26 protein-coding genes are annotated in these 24,767 nt (G+C 61.4%); 11 read left to right on the top strand and 15 right to left on the bottom strand.

Annotated elements, in window-relative coordinates:
* The first annotated feature begins 11 nt into the window (after positions 1-11).
* Positions 12-2,060, top strand: a complete 2,049-nt coding sequence (gene fusA / locus ACYVIA_RS19065; RefSeq protein ID WP_460843637.1) for an elongation factor G — start codon at positions 12-14, stop codon at positions 2,058-2,060.
* A gap of 50 nt (positions 2,061-2,110) precedes the next feature.
* On the opposite strand, the gene ACYVIA_RS19060 is transcribed toward fusA, so the two are convergent.
* From ACYVIA_RS19060 to ACYVIA_RS19045, 4 genes are all read right to left on the bottom strand, one after another.
* Positions 2,111-3,712, bottom strand: coding sequence for an FAD-dependent oxidoreductase (locus ACYVIA_RS19060; protein WP_460843635.1), 1,602 nt, complete (start codon positions 3,710-3,712; stop codon positions 2,111-2,113).
* A gap of 150 nt (positions 3,713-3,862) precedes the next feature.
* On the bottom strand, positions 3,863-4,219 hold the full coding sequence (locus ACYVIA_RS19055) for a cupredoxin domain-containing protein (RefSeq protein WP_460843633.1): 357 nt from the start codon (positions 4,217-4,219) through the stop codon (positions 3,863-3,865).
* Positions 4,220-4,230: 11 nt separating this feature from the next.
* Entirely contained in the window at positions 4,231-4,764 is a 534-nt protein-coding gene (locus tag ACYVIA_RS19050) for a DUF4142 domain-containing protein (RefSeq protein WP_460843630.1), read from the bottom strand.
* A 60-nt stretch (positions 4,765-4,824) separates the two neighbouring features.
* Complete coding sequence (locus tag ACYVIA_RS19045; protein WP_460843714.1) at positions 4,825-5,532, bottom strand: RNA polymerase sigma factor; 708 nt, start codon at positions 5,530-5,532, stop codon at positions 4,825-4,827.
* Positions 5,533-5,731: 199 nt separating this feature from the next.
* Between ACYVIA_RS19045 and ACYVIA_RS19040 the strand changes: the two genes are divergently transcribed.
* The gene (locus ACYVIA_RS19040; RefSeq protein WP_460843628.1) at positions 5,732-6,157 is read left to right on the top strand and encodes a thrombospondin type 3 repeat-containing protein; all 426 of its coding nucleotides are present in this window, start codon (positions 5,732-5,734) and stop codon (positions 6,155-6,157) included.
* Positions 6,158-6,228: 71 nt separating this feature from the next.
* On the opposite strand, the gene ACYVIA_RS19035 is transcribed toward ACYVIA_RS19040, so the two are convergent.
* The 3 genes from ACYVIA_RS19035 to ACYVIA_RS19025 all read right to left on the bottom strand — a co-directional run bounded on the left by ACYVIA_RS19035 (position 6,229) and on the right by ACYVIA_RS19025 (position 11,186).
* Positions 6,229-6,474 carry a hypothetical protein gene (locus tag ACYVIA_RS19035; protein ID WP_460843626.1) on the bottom strand — a complete coding sequence of 82 codons (246 nt, stop codon included), beginning with the start codon at positions 6,472-6,474 and terminating at the stop codon, positions 6,229-6,231.
* A gap of 129 nt (positions 6,475-6,603) precedes the next feature.
* On the bottom strand, positions 6,604-7,821 hold the full coding sequence (locus ACYVIA_RS19030; protein WP_460843624.1) for a polysaccharide pyruvyl transferase family protein: 1,218 nt from the start codon (positions 7,819-7,821) through the stop codon (positions 6,604-6,606).
* A 137-nt stretch (positions 7,822-7,958) separates the two neighbouring features.
* The gene (locus ACYVIA_RS19025; protein ID WP_460843622.1) at positions 7,959-11,186 is read right to left on the bottom strand and encodes a DUF748 domain-containing protein; all 3,228 of its coding nucleotides are present in this window, start codon (positions 11,184-11,186) and stop codon (positions 7,959-7,961) included.
* A gap of 357 nt (positions 11,187-11,543) precedes the next feature.
* Between ACYVIA_RS19025 and ACYVIA_RS19020 the strand changes: the two genes are divergently transcribed.
* Both ACYVIA_RS19020 and ACYVIA_RS19015 read left to right on the top strand, forming a co-directional pair.
* The gene (locus tag ACYVIA_RS19020) at positions 11,544-11,987 is read left to right on the top strand and encodes a thioesterase family protein (RefSeq protein WP_460843620.1); all 444 of its coding nucleotides are present in this window, start codon (positions 11,544-11,546) and stop codon (positions 11,985-11,987) included.
* Between the two features lie 19 nt (positions 11,988-12,006).
* Positions 12,007-12,222: a hypothetical protein gene (locus ACYVIA_RS19015; protein ID WP_460843618.1), complete on the top strand. Its 216-nt coding sequence runs from the start codon at positions 12,007-12,009 to the stop codon at positions 12,220-12,222.
* Between the two features lie 115 nt (positions 12,223-12,337).
* On the opposite strand, the gene ACYVIA_RS19010 is transcribed toward ACYVIA_RS19015, so the two are convergent.
* The 3 genes from ACYVIA_RS19010 to ACYVIA_RS19000 all read right to left on the bottom strand — a co-directional run bounded on the left by ACYVIA_RS19010 (position 12,338) and on the right by ACYVIA_RS19000 (position 14,558).
* Positions 12,338-13,273, bottom strand: coding sequence for an MYG1 family protein (locus ACYVIA_RS19010; protein ID WP_460843616.1), 936 nt, complete (start codon positions 13,271-13,273; stop codon positions 12,338-12,340).
* A 150-nt stretch (positions 13,274-13,423) separates the two neighbouring features.
* On the bottom strand, positions 13,424-14,035 hold the full coding sequence (locus ACYVIA_RS19005; protein WP_460843615.1) for a hypothetical protein: 612 nt from the start codon (positions 14,033-14,035) through the stop codon (positions 13,424-13,426).
* 61 nt (positions 14,036-14,096) lie between these two features.
* The gene (locus ACYVIA_RS19000) at positions 14,097-14,558 is read right to left on the bottom strand and encodes a methyltransferase family protein (protein ID WP_460843613.1); all 462 of its coding nucleotides are present in this window, start codon (positions 14,556-14,558) and stop codon (positions 14,097-14,099) included.
* A gap of 305 nt (positions 14,559-14,863) precedes the next feature.
* Between ACYVIA_RS19000 and ACYVIA_RS18995 the strand changes: the two genes are divergently transcribed.
* Positions 14,864-15,616 carry an SRPBCC family protein gene (locus ACYVIA_RS18995; RefSeq protein ID WP_460843611.1) on the top strand — a complete coding sequence of 251 codons (753 nt, stop codon included), beginning with the start codon at positions 14,864-14,866 and terminating at the stop codon, positions 15,614-15,616.
* Positions 15,617-15,692: 76 nt separating this feature from the next.
* Here ACYVIA_RS18995 and ACYVIA_RS18990 read toward each other — a convergent pair whose 3' ends face one another.
* Together ACYVIA_RS18990 and ACYVIA_RS18985 are read right to left on the bottom strand one after the other, a co-directional pair.
* On the bottom strand, positions 15,693-16,913 hold the full coding sequence (locus tag ACYVIA_RS18990; protein ID WP_460843610.1) for a 6-phosphofructokinase: 1,221 nt from the start codon (positions 16,911-16,913) through the stop codon (positions 15,693-15,695).
* A 172-nt stretch (positions 16,914-17,085) separates the two neighbouring features.
* Positions 17,086-17,763, bottom strand: a complete 678-nt coding sequence (locus ACYVIA_RS18985; protein ID WP_460843608.1) for a tRNA-uridine aminocarboxypropyltransferase — start codon at positions 17,761-17,763, stop codon at positions 17,086-17,088.
* Between ACYVIA_RS18985 and ACYVIA_RS18980 the strand changes: the two genes are divergently transcribed.
* The 4 genes from ACYVIA_RS18980 (at position 17,669) to ACYVIA_RS18965 (ending at position 20,380) form a co-directional block, all read left to right on the top strand.
* A complete protein-coding gene (locus ACYVIA_RS18980; RefSeq protein WP_460843718.1) occupies positions 17,669-17,917 on the top strand; it encodes a hypothetical protein in 249 nt (82 codons plus the stop codon). The genes ACYVIA_RS18985 and ACYVIA_RS18980 overlap by 95 nt on opposite strands.
* 137 nt (positions 17,918-18,054) lie before the next feature.
* On the top strand, positions 18,055-18,465 hold the full coding sequence (locus ACYVIA_RS18975) for a hemerythrin domain-containing protein (RefSeq protein WP_460843606.1): 411 nt from the start codon (positions 18,055-18,057) through the stop codon (positions 18,463-18,465).
* A gap of 26 nt (positions 18,466-18,491) precedes the next feature.
* Positions 18,492-19,757, top strand: a complete 1,266-nt coding sequence (locus ACYVIA_RS18970; protein ID WP_460843604.1) for an HD-GYP domain-containing protein — start codon at positions 18,492-18,494, stop codon at positions 19,755-19,757.
* A gap of 17 nt (positions 19,758-19,774) precedes the next feature.
* Positions 19,775-20,380, top strand: coding sequence for an FmdE family protein (locus ACYVIA_RS18965; RefSeq protein ID WP_460843602.1), 606 nt, complete (start codon positions 19,775-19,777; stop codon positions 20,378-20,380).
* Between the two features lies 1 nt (position 20,381).
* Here the strand turns inward: ACYVIA_RS18965 and ACYVIA_RS18960 are convergent, their stop codons facing one another.
* From ACYVIA_RS18960 to ACYVIA_RS18950, 3 genes are all read right to left on the bottom strand, one after another.
* Positions 20,382-21,281, bottom strand: coding sequence for a DMT family transporter (locus tag ACYVIA_RS18960; RefSeq protein WP_460843600.1), 900 nt, complete (start codon positions 21,279-21,281; stop codon positions 20,382-20,384).
* Between the two features lie 128 nt (positions 21,282-21,409).
* On the bottom strand, positions 21,410-21,610 hold the full coding sequence (locus ACYVIA_RS18955) for a hypothetical protein (protein ID WP_460843598.1): 201 nt from the start codon (positions 21,608-21,610) through the stop codon (positions 21,410-21,412).
* 147 nt (positions 21,611-21,757) lie between these two features.
* Positions 21,758-22,018, bottom strand: a complete 261-nt coding sequence (locus ACYVIA_RS18950; RefSeq protein ID WP_460843596.1) for a hypothetical protein — start codon at positions 22,016-22,018, stop codon at positions 21,758-21,760.
* A gap of 453 nt (positions 22,019-22,471) precedes the next feature.
* Here ACYVIA_RS18950 and ACYVIA_RS18945 point away from each other — a divergent pair, with 453 nt between their 5' ends.
* A complete protein-coding gene (locus ACYVIA_RS18945) occupies positions 22,472-23,404 on the top strand; it encodes an esterase/lipase family protein (protein ID WP_460843594.1) in 933 nt (310 codons plus the stop codon).
* An 11-nt stretch (positions 23,405-23,415) separates the two neighbouring features.
* Positions 23,416-24,357 (top strand): lipase secretion chaperone, encoded by a 942-nt coding sequence (locus ACYVIA_RS18940; RefSeq protein ID WP_460843592.1) that lies wholly within the window; start codon positions 23,416-23,418, stop codon positions 24,355-24,357.
* Positions 24,358-24,767: the final 410 nt, after the last annotated feature.

The following is a 24,767-nucleotide window of genomic DNA, read 5'->3' as shown; positions in this document are numbered from 1 at the left end:
AGGGACCAGCGATGCCATATAGTACAGAAGCAATCCGTACCGTCGCCCTGCTGGGGCATACCGCCAGCGGCAAGACCAGTCTGGCAGAAGCGCTGCTCCACAGTGCCGGGATGGTCGGCACGCCAGGCAGTCTGGAACGCGGCAACACTGTCTGCGACCACGACCCGCTGGAACGCAAATACCAGCACTCGCTGTATTCCGCCATCACCCACCTGCATCATCGCGATACCCGCATCCACCTGATCGACACGCCCGGCTTTCCCGATTTCATGGGGCAGGCCATCAGCGCCTTGCCCGCCGCAGAAACCGCAGCCATCGTCATCAATGCGCAGAACGGGATTGAAATGGTCACCGGCCGCATGATGGAGATGGCGCGCCAGCGGAACATGTGCCGCATGATCATCATCAACAAGATCGATGCCGGCAACATCGACCTGCCGGGATTGCTGTCGCGCATACAGGAGGAATTCGGCAAGGAATGCCTGCCGATCAACCTGCCGGCAGAGGGTGGCACCAAGGTCGTGGATTGTTTCTTCAACCCGGCGGGCGAGTCCGATTTCTCGTCGGTGGCGCAGGCTCATCGCGCCCTCGTCGACCAGGTGGTGGAAGTCGATGCCGACCTGATGTCGCTCTACCTCGAGCAGGGCGAGATCGAGCCGGAACAATTGCATGCGCCGTTCGAACAGGCATTGCGCGAGGGCCACCTTGTACCCGTGTGCTTCGTCTCTGCCCGCAATGGCGCCGGCGTCAGGGAGTTGCTCGATGTGTTCGTGAAGCTGATGCCCAACCCGACCGAAGGCAACCCGCCGCTGTTCTATCGCGACGACCAGAACGCACCGGACAAGCAGAAGGAAATGCGGGCCGAAGCCGACCCTTCGAAGCATGTGCTTGCGCATGTATTCAAGGTCGCCGTCGACCCCTATGTCGGCAAGCTCGGCGTGTTTCGCATCCATCAGGGCACGGTGCGGCGCGACAGCATGCTGTACATCGGCGACGGCAGGAAGCCGTTCAAGGTGGCACACCTGTATATGTTGCAAGGCAAGGAGCAAGTGGAGGTGGCGCAAGCCGTACCCGGCGACATCTGCGCCGTCGCGAAAGTCGAGGACATTGCCTTCGACGCCGTGCTGCACGATGCCGCCGAGGATGACCATATCCATCTCAAGCCGCTGCCGTTCCCGCTGCCGATATTCGGGCTCGCGATCGCACCGAAGAAGCGTGGCGATGAACAGCGCATGTGGGAAATCCTGCAGAAGATCACGGCCGAGGATCCATGCCTGAAGGTCGAGCACCAGGCCAGCACGAACGAGACGGTGCTGCTCGGCCTGGGCGAATTGCACCTGCGTGCCGCGCTGGAGCGCATGGCCGAAATCTACAAGATCGAGGTCGAAACGCATCCGCCGAAAATCGCCTACCGAGAGACCATCGCCGGCAATGCGGAAGGCCATTACCGCCACAAGAAGCAAAGCGGCGGCGCCGGTCAGTTCGGCGAGGTCTTCCTGCGCGTGGAACCGCTGCAACGCGGCGAAGGCTTCGAATTTGTCGATGCGGTCAAGGGCGGCACGATTCCCGGGCAGTTCATCCCCGCGGTCGAGAAAGGCATCCGCCAGGTGCTGGAGGCCGGGCCGCTGGCCGGCTTCCCGATGCAGGATGTGCGCGTGACGGTCTATGACGGCAAGAGCCATCCGGTTGATTCGAAGGAAGTCGCGTTCGCGACGGCGGGTCGCAAGGCGTTTATCGACGCAGTGATGAAAGCAAGACCCATCGTGCTGGAGCCGATCGTGAACGTCGAGATCGTGACACCGGAAGAATGCATGGGCGACATCACGGGCGACCTCTCTGCCAAGCGCGGGCAGGTCAACGGCATGCAGACAGCGCATGCGGGAACCGTCGTCGTCACCGGCCAGGTGCCGCTGTCGGAATTGAACGGCTACCAGTCACGCCTGCATTCGGCCACCGCAGGACGCGGCAGCTACACGGTGGAGTTCAGCCACTACGATCCGGTGCCGCCGGCAACGCAGCACCGCATGGCGGCGCAACACAAGGTGGCTCCGGAAGAGTAGCGTCCAACGATGGTTTGCGTGCGAATGCAGTGCAATGCACGCAAACCCGGCTACGGCGACAGGCCTTTCCCGGGCGCGTTGCCCTTTTCCCCGGTAGCTCCGACCGGCGCATCGGCCGGCCCGCCGCCGAGCGCGACCGCCTGCAATGGTTTCATTGCCGGCCCGTGCAGCACTTCGCCGCTGGCGTCGAAACGCGAACCATGGCACGGGCAATCCCATGACTTCTCCGCCGCATTCCATGCGACGACACAGCCAAGGTGGGTGCATGTCGCCGACAGCATATGCAGTTCGCCTTCGTCGTCGCGATAGACGGCAAGCTTGCGACCTCCTTCGCGCAGGATCGCGCCCTCCCCGGCCGGGATCTGTCCGACCGATTCCACTTCGCCGTCCTTGAACCATTCACGATACTGCGAGAGCGTATTGGCCTGCTCGCGGAGGAACTCCGACATGCCGTGCACCGCCTTGCGCGACGGCGCATACACTTCCTCCCACACGTTGTCGCGGCCCATGATCATGTCGGTGACCATCATTGCCCCGATAGTGCAGTGGGTCATGCCGTTGCCGGAGTCGCCGGTGATGATGTAGACATTCTTGTCATCCATCGGATTGCGGCCGAGATAGGCAAGGCCGTCGGCCGGCTCCATCACTTCGCCGGACCAGCGGAAATCGACGGCGCCCGCCATCGGATATCGCTCCCGCACCCAGCGCTCGATTTCGTCGTAACGGTGCTGCGGATGCTCGTCCTGCCCAACCTTGTGATCGGCCCCGCCCACGACCAGGATTTCCTCGCCTGAGGAAGGGTCAGGCGTTTCCAGGCGGACGTAATAGTAGGGGTTACCGTTGTCCCATAGCAGCACGCGCGGCACGGACCCTTTGGGCACCCGCACGCCGATCACATAGGTCCGGTAGCCGGACTGCTTGGTGTGCATCACCACGCGGTCGTTAAACGGCGTGTTGGTGGCGACGACCACTGCCTGCGCGCTGATGTTGCCATTACGGGTCATCACCGTCTGCATCTTGTCGTTGCCGTCGATGCCGAGTGCGCGTGTTTGTGCATAGATGCGTCCGCCGTTGCGCACGAACGCCTCTGCCAGCCCGGCGAGATATTTCAGCGGATGGAACTGGGCCTGGTGCAGGAAGCGCAGTGCAGGACCGGTGTCGAAACCGAGGCCGGGCACGCGAGGGACCTTCTCCACGTCGACGCCGGCGCGGATCGCTGCCGTGTATTCCTTGTCGAGGTCGGCAACGCCTTGGGCCGTAAGCGAAAACAGGTAGCCGTCGAGCCGCTCGAACCCGCAATCGATATGCTCGGCCTGCACAATGGATTCCACAAGGTCGGTCGCCTGCTGAAAACTTTCCGCGACAAGTTGCGCCTTGTCGGTGCCGAAGCCACGCTCAATTTCGACATAGCGGTCGTCGGGCGGAAAAAAATGCGCGGTCGTGCGCGCCGTCTCGCCGGCGCCGATATCGAAGGCGTCGACCAGCACCACATTCCTGCTTTCGCGCGACAGGAGATACGCGGCAGTCAGGCCAGCGATGCCTGCGCCGATGACACAAACGTCGGCGGCAATATCTGCCTGGAGTACGGGATATTGCGGCAGGTTTGCCGTCGCCATCCAGACCGAGGTGGAGCCATGGGGGGTATCAGTCATGCTTGCAATCCTTCCGTTCTGTAACAAGATAAAGACCAGCCTGCAGACATTCGTGTTCCCGCGCCGTGGCTTCTCCGCCTGCCGGCACGGCAACATGACGCTCCCCTTGATGCACTTCCGTATCGCTCGGTGCAATCCCTCCTTGCCTGCCTATCTGACGATCAGCGTCGCCTTCATCGTCGGATGCAGCGTACAGACGTATGAGATGCTGCCTTTCCTGCGCGCCCGGAACTGCCAGTTGCGTTCGGAGGCGATGCTGCCGGAGTCGAAACTGCGATCAACGGCTGTCGCTGTATGCGCAAACGCATCCTTGTTCTGCCAGATGACCGTATCGCCCGCCTTTACCTCGATTACCTCCGGCACGTATCGCATTGCTTCGATGGTGACTACATGCACCTTTTCCTCCGCGAGCACGCAGTCGCTCGCAAAGCATGTCGCCATGCTGATCAAGACCACGGCGACGCCGTGGATTGCCCGGTTCGCCGGACGGCTCATGTAGTCATCCATCGCTTCCCCCTTTACTTCATGGAAGACTGCATGTGCTTCGCATGCTGCAGGTGCGCGTCAATTGCCGGCCGGACTTTTTCAAGAAGCCCCTTGAGTTCGGCATTTTTTGCGCTCGGCAGCAGCGTATTGTCGATCGCATCCAGCACCGCCTGGTGGTAGGTCACTTCATTGGCGACATACGCTTTATCAAAGGCATTTCCCTTCAGACCACTGAGCCTTTCCAAGGTTGCAGCGCCATCACTCTTCAGGCTGCGGCTGATGTCGTTTTCCTCCGGCGTCACGTTCAGCTTCCGGACCAGCGCGACCGCCTGCTTGTTGACGCCGCTGTGGTCATTGATCATCAGTTGCGCGAAATCCTTCACCTGCTTGTTACCGGATTTCGACCTGGCCAGCTTGCCGGCATCGATATCGACACTGTTTGCCGCCACGACAATGGCGGCGATCTGGGCATCGCTGGGGCCGCTCGCCTGGGCAAACGCCATGGTGACGCTGAGCGCCAATACACCGCCGGCAAAACCCTTTGCGACGTTAATGTAGTGTGTCATGTCCTACCTTCCTTTCGATGTGATGGATAAAAATACGGTTGAAAATGCAGATAAAAGCGGTCAGGCATCGCCGTCACGCAGTGCCCTGACGCGGGCAAGCACCCCGGCGACAATGCGGTCGCAGCGCTCGCCGTCAAACGAGAATGCCTCCTCGTAGGCGAAGTCGATTTCGCGGGACAAGGCTTCGCGCAGGATGGCTTTGGCGCGGAAAAACCGGGTGCGCACTGTCGCGTCCGGAATGCCAAGGCATTCGGCTGTCTCCTCGACGCTCATTTCTTCCAGTGCCCGCATCACGAAAACGGTGCGGAAGGCATCCGGCAGCCGGTCGATATGCTTCTCGAGCAGCCGTCTTGCCTCGGCACGCATTGCCGCACGCTCCGGCTGGTCATCCGATCGTTCACCCATGCTTGCCTCCTCCGAGTCGGCAACAACTTCAAGATCGCTATCGAGGCGGATGATTTCCGCCCGGCGGCTCGCCTTGCGCGAACGGGCAATGGCTTCATTAACCACGATGCGGGTCAGCCAGGTCGCGAGCCTGGCGTCTCCGCGAAAACTCTTGATATTGCGATAGGCGAGCAGGTAGCTTTCCTGGACGACGTCCTCGGCTTCGGCATCGTCCCGCAGGATGCTGCGCGCGGTGCGGTACAGGGGCCTGTTGTAACGGCGCATCAACTGTTCGAAGGCGCCCTCGTCGCCGTCGGCCACAAGATGGGCGATTTCAACGTCGGACAGGTCTTTTAGCGGGATATTGGGTGGAGCTGTGAGCATGGTTGCCAATCAGTCATTGTTGATTTCCTGATATTAGATGAAGGCAAGCTTTGCCACGTTCCCGCTATTTCAGGCGCGGAGTACAATCTCTTCGCCTCCCCTCATCAGGCCGGATACATCTCGTAACGTGGCTTACCCATTCCGGGTAGCGGCAAAGGGAACCCTGATATGTAATGGAGGTGTGATCGCCAGGAGAACGATGATGAAACACCACCGTGTTACAGGATTGATGGCAGGCGCCGCCCTGATGCTGGCCGTGGGTCCGGCCGCTGCGCGGGTCAATGTGGATCTGCATGTTATGGTGCCCGGCCCGTACTATGTACAGCCGGCACCCGTCTACGTGCAGCCGGCACCGGTGTATGTCCAGCCAGCTCCGGTCTACGTGCAGCCGCCCCCCATGTACGTACAGCCGCGACCGATTTACGTTCAACCGCGTCCGATCTACAACCAGCCGCGTCCGGCATGGGGCTACCAGCAGGATTGGCGCGATCGCCACGGCCATGGGCATCGCGGACCGCGCGACCAGGATCGTGACGGCGTGCCGAACCGCTGGGACCATGATCGCGATGGCGACGGTATTCCCAACCAATGGGACAACCAGCCGACAAACCGGCATCGCTACTGATATAGAAAGGCGAGGCTGCTGAAGCCTCCCCCGATGCGCGGCGTCAGGCGTCGCGCATCGTCTACATGGTGTTACAGCATGGGTGTCGCCCTGCTTTCATTGCTCATCCACTCCTCGTCGCTCTTGACGACCTTGTCGGCATAAGTCGCAAGCTTGACTGCGGCATCCACCGCTTTCCTGACAAAGACATCCTCGTTGGCATCGGTAATCTCGTGCCTCTGCACGTATGCAGCGAAGATCGTTGCCGCCATCGACGCGACGACCGACTCGCTGTGCTGCATGCTGAGATACGCTTCTTTGCTTAGCTGTTTGCTCATGGTTCCTCCCGGGGAATAGGCCGTTTTTCGTCTCGCAGGCCGCTCATCCTTACGGTCAGGATGAGCGGGATTGTATCTGCGCGGTTCTGCTGCGGTTCTGCTGCAGTTCTTGCCGCCATTCGGTTTATATCAGCTGGCCCAAAGCACCTCAAATCCGCGCCGGTATTCGTGCGCTACTTGTTCTGCCTTGCGCCTCAGCCTGCGCGGATCGGCGAACATGGCCTGCTGCATGCACTCGGCCATGTCGTCCAGGCCCACCGTCGCCGGCACGCACTCTTCATCCCATGTACCGGCATAGGCGGCCTGTTTCGTCGTTCTGCCACCGTGCGCCGGATGACGCACGTTAAGCCTTGGCAAGGCAAATGCCATCGCGACAATCCTGCCATGCAGGCTGCTGCCGAGGTAGCCGCGACTGCCGGCAATAAGCGCGCAGATGTCCCAGATATTCAATGACGTAAACAGCCTGAACGAAGCCGGTTTCATCTGCGCCGCCACTTTCGCGTAACAGCCGAGTTCGTCATGCCACGGCGCCGCCCCAGCGCGGAAGAAGACCACACCAAGACCCGATGTGCGCGCAAATCGGTCCAATTGGGAAGCGATCTGCCGCAACGGGTCGGCGTTGCAGTGCGCTGTTTCGAAGTCGGCACTGAACTGGACTGCCACATATCCTTGCGGGAACACTTGCCTGACCTGCGCCAGTTCACCCTGTGACATGCGCTCGCAAATTGCCGTGCCGAAGAGCGCGGCGACCATGGATGCGGGGTCTGGCAGCAGATGGGCGCTGATGCCCTCCGCCAGCAGCAGCGCATGCGTGATCCGGTCGCGCACGCCGACTGCGTCGGCGGCTTTCAGGTTGTCCAGCACTTCGGCACAGAGTTCTGTCTCACACTCGTCAAGCTCGACGCCACCCACAGCGTTGTAGATGATGCGATTGGCATGCGGGAACAAATGCCGCGGCACGCAATAGGGTGCCAGCGACGGCATGCCGAGCTGCTGCCGCGCCCAATCGTGCGCTACCTGCGGATGGCGGTCGTAGCGCGCAATCATGTCTTTCGCCTCATGCGGCGGCAGGAGCATGACCGCTGCCTGCCATGCGTTACAGGTCAGGAGTTCGCCGCCGGCATGAACGATGTCGACTGCGCGTCTTCCCCCCTCTTGGGCAAGCCGGGCAATCGAGCGCACCTTGTGCCCGCCCTCGGCGCGCAGATCCCGATCCGCGAGTCCCGCAAGGATCAGGTCGCGCCGCCCAAGCAATGCTGCGCATACATGAGGGAACAGCAGATCGCCAAAGTTATGGCGGTCAAAGGCGCCGAACAGGATGGTGGGAATAGCGGTGTCGCGCGTCATATTCAATGCCTGCCGTGATGCCGGCCGAAGACGCTGCGACACGTCCAGGCGAAGCCGGAGGTATCGCTATGCTACGCCCCGTCCGGCCGGGCCGCACGCGTCATCCGTTTGTCGCGGTCTTCCCCTGCGCGTGCTGCTTACCGCAGTGAAAAATCCACTCTGCTGACTTTGCCGCCGCCGGCCTGCCCGTCCGGCGCACCGATCCTGGGAGCAAGGATATACAGGCGTTCTGCCGGCACCTCGCCATTCCTGATGAGCCAGTTCTTCGCAGTCTGGGCGCGCTGGTTGCCAAGGGCAATCAAGTCGTCCCCGTCGATCTCGGCATTGTCGATCATCAGCCTTTCCATCTCCTCGACCGGCAAGTTCTTCGGCAGGCCGAGCACATTGCGTGGTTTCGGGAATTTTTCTGCCTTGTAGGCGCGTTCCAGCAACGCGGGATACTCGGCCGGTTGCACAACGACGCGTCCCGGGGCCGGCGTTTCGCCGCGCGCTGCGAGGTCGCCGCTCTTGATCGCGCGCACCTTGCGCTCGACCGACAGGCGCCGCAGGCCGGCGCGGTCGGCCTCCGGGTCGACGCGGCCGGCGATATCGAGCGTCAGCCCCGGGCGCTCGGTCAGCGCCTTTGCCAGCGACTTCAGTTTTTCCTCGCCGGCTGGCGGAATCGCCGCACGGCCGGGTTCAAATTCGAGTGTGGACAGCTCGGCGCCGCCGCTTGCGAACAAGGAGCCCAGCACCGCAAACGGCTGCGTCACCGTCTTGGCAATCAGGTTGCCGATCACGCGCGCCAGGATGCCGCCCACGGAGAACTCCGGGTCGTCGAGGGAACCGGTAATCGGCAGGTTGATGTCGATGACGCCGTTGCGATCGCGCAGCAGCGCCACGGCGAACAGGACAGGCAGCTTGGTTGCGGTCGGGCTGTCTATCTTCTCGCCGAACGTGATCTGTTCCAGGATCAGCCGGTTCTCCGCGGTGAGCTTGCGCTGGTCGACAAGATAGGACACTTCGAACGACAAGCGTCCCTTCTCAATGCCGTAGCCGACATAGCGCCCGGAGTATCCCGACAATGGGGCGAGTTCCATGCCGCGCACATTGGCCTTGACGTCGAGGAACAAATCCCCGCGCAGCGGATTGATGCTTCCGGCTACCGCCAGCGGCGCATTGTTGACCTCGGCATGCAGGTTCAGGCTGGCGCTGGTGGACGCGTCGGATGACAGGTTGGACACGACACCGCCGAAGTCCGCGAGCGTGGCGGAATAGTTCGGCTTGATGAAGTTGTCGGTAAAGCGCACCCGGCCGCCTTGCAGCGTCAGCTTGCCTATCCTGACTGGAGTCGTCGCCGGTTTGCTTGCTGCTGCCTGTGACGCAGGTACGTCCTTGTCCTTGGATACGCCATCCTCGCCGCGTGCAATGTCCTGCAGGTTGAAGCGGCCGGCCTCGTCGATGATCACACGCGCAAAGAAATCGCTCAGCGCGACCTGGTCAATGGCCAGCGCAAACGGCGCCAGCTGCATGTCGACGCCGCCGAAATACAGCGACTTCCACCGCAGGAAATCCTTCTCCTGCGCCTTGTCGACAGTGGCGACATTCCCGAGCATGACGTCTCCCGTGAAGCCGCCCTTCAGTGCACCGTCGCTCCCGGTATCGAGCTGCAGCCGGCCGTTGCCGCTCAGCGAGGCACGCTTGAGCCTCAGATTGATCAGGTGCGTGACATAGGGCTGCAACGGCAGGACATCCACGCCTTTCAGGTCGAGTGCGAGATCGGTGCGCAGCGGCGTCAGCCCGAGCTTGCCGTCCAGCGCCAGTCGGCCGCTCTTGTTAACGGTCGCATCCAGTTTCACCGTAGCCGGTGCCGCTCCTGCGGTGGACAGCTTGTGTAGTGCGAGACTGATCGGCGCAATATCGGTCACTACCGGTTCCGACTGGCTACGGTCTTCGATACGGGCAGTCCAATTGTCGATGGCAATCCTGCCGATGCTTACCGCATATGCGCTACCGTTTCTCCCCTCCTTCGCTGTTCCGGCTTGATCCAGCGGTTGGGCCTGGGCGTTGTCCTGAACGTTGCCTTGCGCTTTCCCTTGGCTAAACTGCAGGCCGGCACGATTAGAGGCAATCTCCGCGATGTCGACGCTGCGCTTGCCGGTATCGATGGCAAGTCCGCGCAAGGTCAAGTCCAGCTTTCTTGCCCCGCTTTGCAGGGGACGTGCCGCATGCATGTCGGTATAGCGCAAGTTCGCGCCATGAACAGCGAGCTCACCGAGCGCGAATTTCACCCCGCCGCCAGCATCCGTTCCCCCGCTCCCGGTGGGTGCTGGCGCGCCGGCGGATGGCGCCACCAGCCGGACCAGGTTCAACTGGCCATCGCGCTCGCGTGCAACATCCGCCTCCAGTCCGTCGAGCGCGATGCGCGCCACGTCGTAGCGTCCGCCAAACAGATCCATGTCGCGCAAGGTGGCCGTCATTGCGGCCAGTTTCATGATCCGTTTGCCGCCAGGTTCCGTGACCTGAAGTCCCCTGAGTGCGGCTGTGCCGCTCAGTTTGACCGACGGCGCCTTGCCCTGCGGCTGCAGGAAACTGGCGCTCAGGTGCAGGTCCAGCTGCGCGCTTGGCAGGCGAAAGTTCGGCTTGAACGGAAGATATCCCACCGCGCGCGTCACATCGAAGCCGTCAAGATCCAGTTCCAGCAAGGCTTCCTTCGGGTCGGCAAAGGGGCGCGCCTTGCCCTTGAATTCGACCGGCGTGCCGTTGACGCTGGCGCTGAGCAAAGGCTCGACGAATATGTTGACCTGCGACGGCAGGGAGGAGATGAACGGCACGCCCAGCTGCAGATTGTCGATGGCATGCGTGGCCTTCGCCGGCCTGTCGTCGAACTGGATGCGGCCGCCTTCCACCTGGATGTTGTTGATCGAGAAGCGCGCCGGTTCTTCCGAAGGCGGCTGCGCGGCGAGCCGCGCGAGGATGTCATCGATGTTGTAGCGATGCGGCTCGGTGCGCACCAGACGGACGTCGGGCCTGGAAAGATGCAGCTCCTGGATCACCGGCGCCAGCTGCAGCACCGACTGGAGCGACAGGTTGAGCCGGAGCGTCTCGAAGCCGGCGAACAGCACATCGCCCTTCTGCTCCATCATCCTGACGTCGCGCACGATCATGGTCAGCGCAAACGGATTGACATCGACGGATCCGATGACCAGCTGCCGCTGCAGCTTTTCCTGCGCCAGGCGTTCGGCTTGTGACTTGACGATGGCAGGAAGGATGAGAAAGCCGAAGGCACCGTAAAGCAGTACGACACCAATCAGCGCGTAGGCGATGCGACGCATCGGGCGGGACGTACAAAAGGAGAGAAGACGCTCGGGCAAGCGTGGTGACATGGTGACTCGTGCGTCGATGGTGAAGACCGCAAATTTTACCAGCGGACATTTTTTAATTCCGGCGCGACTCGGCGCGAAATGCTCTATATCAAACGACCAAGCGACACTGGCAACAATGGGGGAACACAATGCCAGCACAGGCAATGATCGGCGCTATCGACACCCTTGCAGGATCAACTTTCGCGCAGTTGCATGTCGCGCAATTTTTCGCTTTCCCGCTGGCCGCCCAACGTCGAGCAAAGCAGCACGCTACAAACCTAAGCGAGCTCAAGGGATGCATTTATTTGCAGAAATTTTCATGCGCAAACGGGTAAAATCCCTCACCCCGCATTACCGCATCACTCCACGAGATCCACCATGGCCCGCCTGAAACTAGACTTCCCCGAAGACCAGTACTACTACTCCACCCAGCTCACCGTACGCGTCACCGATGTCAATGCCGCGAATCATCTCGGCAATGACTCGATGATTTCCATGATTTCCGAAGCGCGGGCGCGCTTTCTGTTCGAATTCGGCATCGAGGAAAGCCAGGAAGACGGCATCGGGATCATCGTCACCGACCTCGCAACGACCTACCGCACGGAAGCGCACGCACGCGACCAGTTGCTGTTCGAGGTGGGCATTATGGATTTCAACAAGTACGGCGGCGATATCACCTTCCGCATCACCCGCCCGCGCGATAATGCGCTGGTCGCCATGGCCAAGTCCGGCTTCGTCTTCTTCAACTACAAGACCAAGAAAGTCGTGCCGATGCCGCCGGCATTCCATGGCAAATTCTCCAGGGTCAACTGGATCGACTGAACTTCAACCAGAGGAAAGCATGAGCAACAAACCCGCACGCACGCTCACGTTCAAGTGCAAGGCCTGCGCCAAGCCCGTCACCGTCTACCTGCAAAAGGTATCCGCCTGCTCCCATATCCAGCCCTATCTCGGCATCTGCAAATGCGGTGAAGTGATGAAGCACGCAACCGGGCAGAAGGACGCCGTGGAATCCTTCCTGGCCTCACCGGGTCTGGACTGGTCGCATCACCATTGACAGGCTGCTACTGATCAGGCATGAATTTGCCGCATTCTGGCTTCCCTTTCCCGCCTGCGTGAGAAGCCGGGGAAGTGGGAACAGCTCAACAAAGCGCGGCCGGGTCGATCATACGTCAGGCCCTCTCGGCCAGCGCCAGCCGCGCGAGGGCCATGGCTCCGTCGAAGGAGCCGGCGGACGCAATGAAGCGCTTGTTATGGCAGAAACCGGCGTCCGGCACGCCGCTAACAGCTGCGAGCTCCTCCCCTTGCAAACCCGCCCATGCTGCAGGCAAGTCCTTGCGCGCGACGAAGCTGTCCGCCGCAGCCGGGACCGTATGCAGCAGGTAGCGCTGTTCGGCGGTGCTGAAGCTGACCACGAACACCACTTTCGGCATCTCCACGCGCACCACCGTTGACCACGGCAGTGAAGCATTCTCCAGGAACAGCACCTTGCCGTCTTCCAGCACTTGCGCCTGCCGCACCTGTTCCACTGCCATCGAGCCGCTGACGCGGTACCTGACCGCGTTGACGAGGATATCCGTCATGAATTCCATTGCGCGGCGAAACTGCGCGAGCCGCATCTCCTCCGCTGCGTCGCCGGCCTGCTGTTCGTCGACCCATGTCGGATTGAATCCGGAAATCACGGCAGACAAACCATAACTACCCGGCGCATTGCGCGCCGCGCCGGTGTCGGACATATCGAGGTACTGGATCAGATCGCTGTCGATTGCGTACGCAATCTGGCGTGCCTGCTCCGGCAGGACGGCATAGCCGGCACATGCTTCGGCAATGCGTGCCACGCAGCGCGCGCCATATTCGCGCCACACCAGGCCGGCGCTGGCATATTCCACCCCCGACTGACGTGCGCCTTCAAAACCCTTCTGATGATGATCGAAACGCCCTGTTGCCGGGTCCCATACGCCGCCGACATCAACAACGAAATCCGCCTGCCGGATCCGCTCCAGGTCGCGGGTACGGATCAGCTCGCATCCGGGGAAAACGATATCGAGCACCGCGACGGCGCAAACGTCGTCGGCGTGGAATTTTCCGGAGTGGGTCGCAATAAGCATGAATGATGGGGGAGCAGGAAGCGAGGGAAGCCGCAAGGGAATCCAGTGTAGCGCAGCAAGCGATGCGCCGCTGCGTGGCCGTCCGATGCCACCTCGGCCCTTACATGTGCGTGTGTGCGTGCGGTCTTTGTTTAACGAAAAGGAAGGTTGCTACGCATGCACGCATTCGCGCTTTTCTTCAACTGCGTCGGCCGCAGCATCTACTTCAGCTCCCGGTGCTTCCGCAGCTTCTGCGGTCGCGATAGCCTCCTCAATGCTCTCCGGCAGAACAATCACCGGCAATTCGAGGAACAGCGCGAGGGGCGTAATCTTCTGCCGTGCGCCATTCTCGCTCAACGACGTGATGCCAAGCGGCATGCGACGAAGCGCTCCTGCCAGAAAGACGTGGTACTGCTCGTCCGAGCTCCTTGCGCCGATTGCGGCGGATTTCTCGATTTGGAGCGACTGGAACTCGCCGACCTGCTCGACCTTTTCCCGCTTTCCGCGCCCGGTGGTCACCAGGCGCAGCTTCCTGTCGATCTTCAGCCGGAATGCGCGCGCGGCACGGAAGGAAACGACGGAAAGGGCCGCAACGGATCCGCAACACAGGACCAGCGCACCGAGCAGTACGGCGCCCCAGACGGGAAATCCCGCGTAAAGCGCCCAACCCAGCAGGGCCAGGAAAATGGCGGCAAGCGGCATGGAGACCGCGAACAACACAAAAGCCGTGCTGCCGCTTGGGCCGTTGTATTCGATGACGTCGGCACTGATCGTGTATTTCATTGCTTCCGCCTTCTGAAGAAAGACGCCTGCGCCGCAATCGCCATTCCGCGAACTGACTCTGTCACAACCATCTGCGCACCTCCTGCATATAGGCACCATATTGCGTCCCGAACTTCGCTCTGAGCGCCCTCTCCTCCGGCCTGATCTGGAAACGGTTCATGTACAGGATAAACAAGGGAAGAAACAGCAGCGAAGCCACGCTGGACAGAAAAACGCCCCAGCCTGCAAGCATGAACAGAAAGCCGAGATACATCGGGTTCCGCGTGCGGCGATAGATGCCCGACGCGACGACCGTCGAGGAGGCGTCCGGCGTGGTCGGGTTCACCGTGGTATGCGCGCGCCGAAACGCCAGCACGCCGGCCAGCGCAATGCTTGCGCCTGTGGCGCCCAGCGCGACCGTGATCATTGTGCGCCATGGAATCGAGATGGCAGCCGCCGGGAGCAGCATTGCCGCAAACCACATGAGCATGCCCATGATCAGCACCAGCAAGAGCGGCGGGATGCGTAGTTCGAGTAGCTTCATCGTGTATTGCGACGGTGTAGGAAATGGTCTGTCACGGGCTGCTTTACTGGAATTGGGAGCAATTGGGGGATGTTCCCGCATCTTGCCACGATATAACTGTTATCACAATCCGCGCTTCAGGGAAGGCGGGCAAGCGCGACCCCAATGAAACGCTTTCGGACAAAGCCGCTTCACTACGGCCGGATGCCTGCTCCACCGACGCAACTTGTTGCGCCGCCTGTGTTCTCACGCGTAGAAGCCGGTCTCGGCAGCCAACATCGGGATACGGCGCTTGCCAATACAAGGCCAATACAAGGAGCGACATCATGACCAGAATCCAGCAGTCGGTAGAAATCGCTGTGCCTGCGCGCGTTGCCTACAATCAGCTGACACAGTTTGAGGATTATCCCCAGTTCATGCAGGACGTAGAAAGTGTGCAGCAACTGGATGACAGCCATCTTCACTGGGTCACCAAGGTGTCCGACCGCCAGGTGGAATGGGATGCGGAAATCACGGAGCAGGTCCCGGACCGCTATATCGCATGGCATAACACCAGCGGACCGGCATCCACCGGCAAGGTCGCCGTCGAGCCCGTAGGGGCGGAGGCTGCACGCGTCACGCTGACGCTCGAGACGGATGCAGACAATGCACCGGGTACATCCGGAGCATCGGATGCCGCAGACGGCAGTGGCACGGCAGCCATTTCCGAACGCCTCGGGCAGGACCTGGCTCGGCTAAAGCAATTTCTGGAGGAGCGCGGCGCCGAAACCGGCGCCTGGCGCGGAGAAGTGCGCGATGGGCAACCGGCGCACAGCGACGCCGGCACGGCCGCCGCTTCCCGGCGGGACGCATCGACGCAATCCCGCTCGACGCAGTCCGACTATGCACTGTCACAGCCTTCCAGTAACGAAGACGAGGACGGACGGTTCTCCATTGCGGAGGAAGTAAGCTTCGACATGCAGTCCGACGCTGCCCGCCGGGTCGGACAAGCACCGGAACAGGACAGCAACGCCGCCGAAGGGATGGAGCAGGCGATAAAGCGGGACGCTCAGGAGCAACAGCAGAATCGCGGCGCCTGATCGACACTGGGGCGCCGGATCCCATGGCGCGGCCCGGCCAATCGCGCGTCGCGCCCTCTGCCATGCGGCATGCTGCTCAGCCTGCCCCGTTGCGCAACTTCGGCACAGGCGTCGCGCGCAGCCGAAAGGCATCCGGCATCCTCGATCCCAGCAGCGGGCGCAGATACAGCCGGAAGGCATCGGTGATGTCGGTGCCGCTTTCGGCGATGAATTCATCGTCGAGTACGCGCGTCTTGCCGGCGACTGCATCCAGCTCGAGCAATTCATAGTCGACGGAGTAAAAACCGGTGCGCTTGATCGCGACCGAACCATCACGGTTGCCCCACATCGCGTACTGCACGGCTTTCTCGCCGACCTCGCGCGCTTCGCGCTGGTCGACGTCGGATACGCAGCCGATGAAGGAACGTTGCAGGTACCCGAAGGTATCGCCGCGCACGCGCTTGATCTTCAGCCTGGCCTTGATCTCCTCGCATAACAGGTCGGCCAGCGCTCCCGTGCCGGAAAGCTGCACATTGCCATGCTCGTCGTGCTCCAAATCCTTGGCGAGCAGGGTCGCGATCGGCGCGCCGGAAGCATCGTGGATGCCCTCCGATACGGCGATCACGCAACGGCCGAACCGCTCATAAGTCTGCTTCACATCGGCGAGGAACTTGTCGAGCACGAAGATGCGCTCCGGCACGTAGATCAGGTGCGGACCATCGTCGGGAAACTTCTTGCCCAGTGCAGAAGCGGCGGTCAGGAAGCCGGCATGACGTCCCATCACCACGCCGACATAGACGCCTGGCAGCGCAGCATTATCAAGGTTGGCCCCGGCGAAGGCCTGTGCGACGAAACGCGCGGCCGACGGGAAGCCCGGCGTATGGTCGTTGCCCACCAGGTCGTTGTCGATCGTCTTGGGGATATGGATGCAGCGCAGCGGGTAGTTCGCCTTCTTTGCCTCCATGCTGACGATGCGCACGGTGTCGGACGAGTCGTTGCCGCCGATGTAGAAGAACTGCTCGATCTCGTGCGCACGCAAAACCTGGAAGATCTCCTGGCAATACTTGACGTCCGGCTTGTCACGCGTGGATCCCAATGCGGAAGCCGGTGTGCTGGCGACCAGTTCCAGGTTGTGGCTGGTCTCCTGCGTCAGGTCGACAAAGTCTTCGTTGATGATGCCGCGCACGCCATGGCGTGCACCGTACACCAGCTCGACATTGCGAAAGCGCCGCGCTTCCAGCGTCACACCGACCAGGGACTGGTTAATGACTGCGGTGGGGCCGCCGCCTTGCGCGACCAGGATTTTTCCAGAATGCATCGCACTCCTCCTTTATCAGCCTGTTGAAAAACAACGCGAGCGGGCCGAGCTTGCAGTCTTTCAATAGCCTACTATCAGCATTGAACAGCGAACCGGCTTCCAGTATGGATGAAATTTTCGTCGGGATGAATGATCCTGGATCAAGTCGGGCAGAAAAGCACTGCCCGCCTGTTCATGCAGGCTTGCGCATTTCCCTGCATGCCATTTGCTGGGCGACGAAGCCGTCAAACGCATCCAGCAGCGGCTGGTACTTCAGCGCATCGCCTTCCAGCTGCGTCAACGCGTGACAGCTCGCTTCCAGCGTCGAGAGCTGGTGCTCGCCATGCGCCTTGCGAATCAGGTAGCGCGAGGCGGGCATGCCCTGCAGCGCGAGGCGCGGCAATGCCTGCAACAAAGGATTGGCGTACAACATCTTGCGGCTTTTGCGCCAGGTTCCGTCGAGCACGACAAGACGCACGTTTTCCAGATCGGCAATGGCAGCGGCATCCAGCGACGGCGGCGGACATATTTGAAGTGACCGGCAATCGGGCGTGTCCGGATACAGCAGCACGGGATACTTCGTGCTTTCTGCACTGCCCGGCAACGCATCGTCCGATCGTGGTGCCGCTGCATATAGCAGTGCATGCAGCACATGCGCATCGAATGCCTCGCCGGTCTCCAGCCGGCTGCGCCTCAGGCTCAGGTGCAGCAACCGCGCGCTGCCCTTTGCATTGGCCACTTCCATCGGATGTTGCAGAAGAAGCACCTCGGGTACATTGGCAGTCGGTCTGATCCAGCGACAGATGCAGGAGGTCTGCGCACGCAGGCAGGTCGTACAGCGAGGTCGTTTGGCTTGGGATGTTTCGGTCACCGGATTCTTCGGAGAAGTGATTGATGCACATGTGCCGTTGCCGTTCCGGCAATGCATGGCGATGATGGCGTTGGCGCCGCATCGCATTGTAGAACAGCCCTTTTCCATGAAGGGAATCGGGTCGATTCCCTTCGGCGCAGCCCTGCTAATTTAAACATTCATTTTATTTGCATGTTTAAATCGTTCTCGCTAGAATTGATTCACATCAGCATTTTCAAGCGGCGAGTGCATCACATCACTCGAGCCGTGCGTGTCCTCACACCCAATCGGACCAATCTGCAGGGAGCCCACATGAACATCGACAAGTTCAAGCAGCAACACGTTGACATCCTCAATGGCATCGCAACTTTACGAACGCTCGTCAAGAGCGGCATCCGCGACAATGCGGCCGACATATCGCAGGCCATCATTTCAATGAGCTCGACAATCAAGCTGCACCTTGCAGTCGAAGACAAGCTGCTCTACCCGGCGCTCGAAAACACCGGCAACGCCCAGCTCGCGCGCATGGGGAAACGGTTCCAGGATGAGATGACGGGGATTGCATCGGCCTATCTCGCCTTTGCGCGCCGCTGGAACACGCCGTTCACGGTATCGCAGAACCCGGAAGCCTTCCGCTCGGATGCAAACAGCGTGCTGAAAGTCCTGTACGAACGGATGCGCCGCGAAGACACCGATTTTTATCCGGTCGTCGAAGCAAGCTGATACCGTTTTAACCAGGCACTCACATCATGACGACGGCGCAAAGCGGATTCGATGTCAACCTGTTCGACATGGTGCTGTGCCTTGCCCGCGCGATCGATTTTCTGCATCCGGCGATCTCCGAACACCACCTGCGCGTCGCCTATATTGCCTCCTGCGTTGCAGAAGAGCTCGGCTTCAGCAGGGAGAAAACGCAGGATGTGCTGATTGCCGGCGCGCTGCACGACCTTGCCGCCGCATGCTCACCGGCCTGGATGGGCTTGCTCGATGCGGCGCTGACAAGCGATCTGGCAAGCCAGCCGTCGGATGACGTGCATCGCCATGGCGTCGAGGGTTACCTGATGTTGCGCGACTTCTCTCCGTTTGCGCGTGCCGCAGACGCGATCCGCTTCCATCACGTGGACTGGGACGATGGCCGCGGGAGCGAAGCTGCCGGCGAGGCCGTTCCCATGTCCGGCCACATCCTTCGCATGGCAGATGGCATTGCCGTAGCCCCCTGCAGCGACAGCGAGATTCTGCAGCACGCTGCGTCAATCCGAAAAACCGTTGCAGCAAGTTCGCCCAGGTTGTTTCACCCTCTTGCCGCGCAGGCCTTCGAGTCGGTTTCGCAGAAGGAGTCATTCTGGCTAGATCTGGTGAGCCGGCACAAGGAACAGATACTCAAGCGCCGCTTCGGTGGCTCGACCGTCCCGCTCGACCTGGAAGAGCTGCATCGTTTATCCCGCATCTTCGGGAAAATCATCGATTACCGCAGTTCTTTCACGGCGACGCATTCGAGCGGCGTCGCGGCGACAAGCGAGGCACTGGCGGTCCGGCTTGACCTTTCCGGTCAGGAGACGACGCTGGTCGGTGTTGCCGGCTACCTGCACGATATCGGAAAGCTGGCCATGCCGTCGGCCATTCTCGACAAGCCAGGAAAACTGACACCGGAAGAAATGCTGATCATCAAGCAGCATCCCTATTACACGCACCAGATACTTTCCATGGTGCCCGGCCTCGAAACCGTGAACACCTGGGCATCATTGCATCACGATCGCCTCGATGGCAGCGGCTACCCGTTCCGTCCGCGTCATATTCCGCTTGGCGCACGCATCATCGCGGTGGCAGATGTGTTTACAGCGATTACAGAGGACCGTCCTTACCGGCGCGGCATGGCACGTGCGCAATGCCTTGCCGTCCTGGACCAGATGGCCGCTGACCGCGCCATCGACGGCGACATCGTTGCCGTGCTGCGCAATGACTTTGAAGAGATCCACCATGCGCGGAGCATTTCGCAGCAGCTCTGCCGCGCCTGACAGAGAAAGGAAAACCCATGAATACCCCGGCTTTTTTCGATGATGCACCCAGCATCACGGTCCATGACGCCCTTGCAGAATTCCTCGGTGCCAGCACGGGCGGCATCCTCACCTACCGCTACGTCGACGCCGTGCGGCTGGCCGGCCACTCCTGCCCCACCGTCGCTGGCGCCTACCTGATGACGCGACGCGCATTGCAGCTGCTTTACCCGGAACAAATACCGGAACGCGGTGCGGTGTACGTGCGCTTTGCCGATGCGCAGGATGAAGGCGTAACCGGCGTGATCGGCAGCGTGGCCGGACTCGTCACGGGTGCTGCGGGTGCAGGCGGTTTCAAGGGCATCGCCGGACATTTCCGGCGGCAGAATTTGCTGCAGTTCGGCGCGGACATCAAGGCACAGGCCCGCTTTGAGCGCGCGGATACCGGCGCCGCCGTCGATCTGGAAATGCACATCGGCCGTGTCCCCGCTAACCCGCTCATGATGGGATTGCTGCAGAAGACGCTGTCGGGGCAGGCCTCGCCGGAGGAAGCACAAGAATTCGCAACGCTGTGGCAGGATCGCGTGCGGCGCATCCTCGTCGATCACGCGGATGATCCGGAGCTGATCGGCGTTGTAAATTAACTTAACGCCGCGACGACAGGACGATGCCGCCCACGATCAGTGCAAACGCAACCGCGTGATACAGGTGCGGCAACTCCCCGAGAAAGGCCGAGGACATCAGGGCAGCAAACAGCGGTGTCAAATTGCTGAAGAACGACGCAATGCTCGGCCCCACGCGCTGCACACCGGTGCCCCAGCAGCGAAACGCCACCACGGCCGGCCCGGCTGCGACGTAAAGCAGGGCAGCCAGCAGCGGCCAGCTCCAGTGGATCTGCGGACTGCCCAGCGTCCACTCGCCCGCCGTCATGACGCCGGACCACATCACGCCGAACGTCACCTGCGCCAGCAGGAATGCAGCCCAGTCGTTGCGAATGGCTTCAGGTTCTTTGCGTTCGGCCAGCAGCCAGCTGTACAAGGACCAGATCACAGTGGCAAGCAGCATGTAGAGGTCGCCCGGCACGAGACGCAGCGCCAGCAACTGCTGCCACTCGCCGCGACTCAGCACGAGCAGAACCCCGCCCACGGACAGCGCCGCACCGGCAATCTGCTTGCCAGACACTCTCGCGCCGAAGAACAAGCGGCCAACCAGCAGCATCCAGGCAGGCATGCTGCCCGCAACCAGCGTCACGTTGATCGGCGTGGAGCTTTGCAGCGCCAGATACTGCAGTGCGTTATACACGCCGACACCCAACAATCCCAGGAGCGCAAAGCGCCGCCAATGCGACCACATACCACTCCCCTTGCGCAGCACCCATCCAGCCAGCGGCAACAGGATCAGCAAGGCAAGCGCCCAGCGCAGGAAGTTGAGCGTGATCGGCGGCACCATCTCGTGCACGAGCCGGCCGACGACCGCATTGCCGGCCCACAGGATCGGCGGAATCAGGAGGAACAGGATGGTGGACGGCGTGAGCGGATGATTCATGCTGCTGAAGCGAAGTCGGACGGCGGTGCGTCGCGGGACGTCAACCGCATTGTTGTCGGGAGGAAAGAGAATACTTGATTTCTGCCGAGCTTGTGCCGGGCGGAAAAGATCGCCTGAGAGGCAGGTAATCAGGACAGCTCACGCCACTGCCGATCCTGACGGATATGTTCCTTTCCTCTTGGGCTGTCCGGCGCAACGACCCATTCGCTGTCACGCCAGTACAGCACCAGCGTCGTGGCGAAACCGTCCGTGCTGGTCTCATACCAGCCGTCCTGCGCCGGCTTCTCGGGCAGCTGTTTGACCAGGAACGACCACCATTTTTTTGCCACTGCTCTTCCTCCTGCTTGCCGCCACCAGCGCCCGCGACGATGCGGGAACGCATGCGCAACGCGGAAGGAAGATCCTGATCCTTCCGCATGTCGCGGCCAAGTGTAGCAAGAGTCTGTCAGCCAGCCCTGTAAAGCGCCTCGCGGCGTTCAGTATGCGTCGTAGACCGACTGACGCCGCTCAAACAGGGGATGCGCGCCGCTGGTATCGATCCTGCGCCGCAGCGGATGCGTGCCCGCAAGGAAAAAATGCATGGGATTACGACGTTCGCTCGCCTTGTCGCCGTAGCGCCGCATGTGCCGGCGAGATCGCGCCAGAGCCAGCAAGGTCACGGCTGCTGCGGCACCCGCAACGCCGAGCAGCACGGTCTTTCCGCTCAATCGATGTGCCGAGCCTTCAGGCTCGTTCATGTTCATTTCGTTCTCCATTGCGGTACACACTCCTCCGGGTCCATATATCGATTTTCAATGAGAGATATGACAACAAAGAACGAAGCTTTGTTCTTCTCCTGAAGCGGAATATCCGCACGGTATCTGCCGCAGCGCGTACGACACCCGAGAAATGCGTTCAAGCGCCATACCCTGTCGAATTGCGAGGGAAATTGATTTCTCCCAAAGGGTGAAGTGGTACAGCGGCGTACCTTGAGCGCTATTAAATACACACGATGTTGACGCAGGCAGCGCTTGCCGGCTCCAACGTCGCCCCGCAGCAGGCAGGCAACCAGCCCGCCTTGCATATACGGCAAGCAACACCCCCGCTTTGCCGCCAGCCCCGCATTCCGCACATGACGAAAGGAGGTCCGCCAGCGACGACTTACTGCATTTCCAGAGCCTTCAACAAAAACACCAACCAGGAGACACCGTATGAAAAAAGCTTTCTGGCGGCTTGCCGTCGTGGTTTTGCTCGCGTTCTCAGGCTTTTCCTCTTCCTCCTTCGCCCAGGGCTACACCCAGACGAAATACCCCATCGTTTTGGTGCATGGCCTCTTCGGCTTTGACAACATCGGCCTTCTCGAATACTGGTACGGCATTCCGTCTGCGTTGCGCAGCGATGGCGCCCGCGTGTATGTGACACAGGTGCCGGCCGCCAACAGCACGGAAGTGCGCGGCGAACAGCTGCTGCAGCAGGTGAAGCAGATCATCGCCGCCACCGGCGCACAGAAGGTGAACCTGATCGGACACAGCCACGGCGGCCCGACGGCGCGCTATGTTGCCTCCGTGCGCCCTGACCTGGTCGCATCGGTGACCAGCATCGGCGGCGTCAACAAGGGCTCCAACGTGGCGAACCTGATCCTCGGCATCGCACCGGAAGGGTCGCTGTCGGCTGCCGTCGTCGAGTCGGTCGCCAACGGCCTCGCACAGATCATCAGCTTCCTGTCCGGCGGCTCCGGCTACCCGCAGAACGCGCGTGCGGCGGCAAACTCGCTGAGCACGGTGGGCGCTGCCAGGTTCAACGCCGCCCATCCGTATGGCGTGCCGGCCACGGCCTGCGGCGAAGGCGCCTATCAGGAGCGCGGCGTGCACTACTTCTCATGGAGCGGTGCGCAGCCCTACACCAATATCTTCGACGTGCTGGACCCCGGCCTCGCACTCACGTCGCTTGCCTTCGGCTTTGCCAAGAACGACGGCCTCGTCAGCAGCTGCTCCACCCACCTTGGCCGCGTGATTCGCGACGACTACAGGATGAACCACCTGGATGAGGTCAACCAGACGATCGGCATTGTCAACATCTTCGAAACCAACCCGGTCACGCTGTTCCGCCAGCACGCCAACCGCCTGAAGAACCTAGGGCTGTAAAGGCGACAGCAATGAAAAAAACGACCATTGTGGTCCTTGCAGCGGTGGGGATCGCCGCTGCTTTTTTGACCATTTCTTCGATCCGTACGCCGCAAAAGCCCGAAACACGCGAGATTGCGGCGCCCGACCTGTTTCCCTTCCTTCGCTCGCTGGACGGCACGCGCCCTGACGGCGAACTGCAGGTCGCGGACGGTGAAGCGATCGTTGTCAATGCCGAACTGGTGCGCCTGTTCGACTATTACCTCAGCGGCATCGGCGAGAAGCCGCTCGATGCCATCCGCCAGGAGATCGAGCGCGTGCTCGATGTGCGCCTCAAGCCGCGTGCAGCAGCAGAGGCGAAGGATGTGCTGGCACGCTATCTGAATTACAAGCAGGCGCTGGTGGACGTCGAGAAGAATCCTTCGGCCACAGGCGCCAGCCCCGATGCACTGCGTGCCAGGCTGGCGGCGATGCAGCAGACGCGTGCACGCTTTTTCAGTCCGGCGGAAGCAGAAGCGATGTTCGGCATGGAGGACACCCAGCATCTCGACGCGGTTGCCCGCCTCGAGGTCAGCCAGGACCAGTCTCTGAGCCCGGTGCAGAAAGCGGAAAAACTGGCTGCGCTCGATGCCGCGCTGCCCCAGGTGTTGCGGGAGGCGCGCGACGCGCCGCTGCAAGTCGTCAGGCTTGAGGAAACGGTGAGCAAGCTGCGCAGCCAAGGCGCGAGCGACGACGAGATCTACCGCATGCGCGCCGCCGCACTCTCGCCGGAAGCAGCCTCCCGCCTGGCAGAAGTCGACCGCGAAGACATGCAATGGAAAGCGCGCATCAACGCCTATCTCGCCCAACGCAACCAGTTGCTGGCAGCCACCGCGCAACAACGCAGCGAAGATCGCGAGGCGGCATTGCTGCAGTTGCGTCAGGCATATTTCGCCGAGGACGAGCAAAAGCGGCTGGCGGCGTATGAGCAGTAGACGCCACAAGCAACACGTGTGCTAACCAGCTTTCTGAGTGATTTGCGTGCCTGTGCAAGGGAGGCCAGGTTGGGTTTGGACGCCGAATCCGAGAAGCGCAGCCGTACGCGATGGTGCAGCAGGGAATTCGGGCAGTATGCTGCCCGCCTGCGAAGAAGTATTTACCTGCCAGCGAATACGCGCCCTGCAAGGGCGGCGAGCATCGCGGACCCAAGATGGGCCCCTTGCACAGGCAGGCGAATCGCTCTGGCAGGCGGTTGAAAAACGTAGCGAGCGGGCCGGCGCTGTGGACGAGGAGCGCACGCGTATGGATGGTACGCAGAGCACCGCAGCCTACTGAGGCGGCCCGCGCAGTAGTTTTACAACCGCCTGCCAGAGCGTTTTTAGCCTGACTGTACGCGAGCCAAGGT

The organism is Noviherbaspirillum agri (assembly GCF_054780595.1).
The sequence above is the reverse complement of the archived record's forward strand: the minus strand, read 5'-3'. Positions and strand labels throughout refer to the sequence as shown.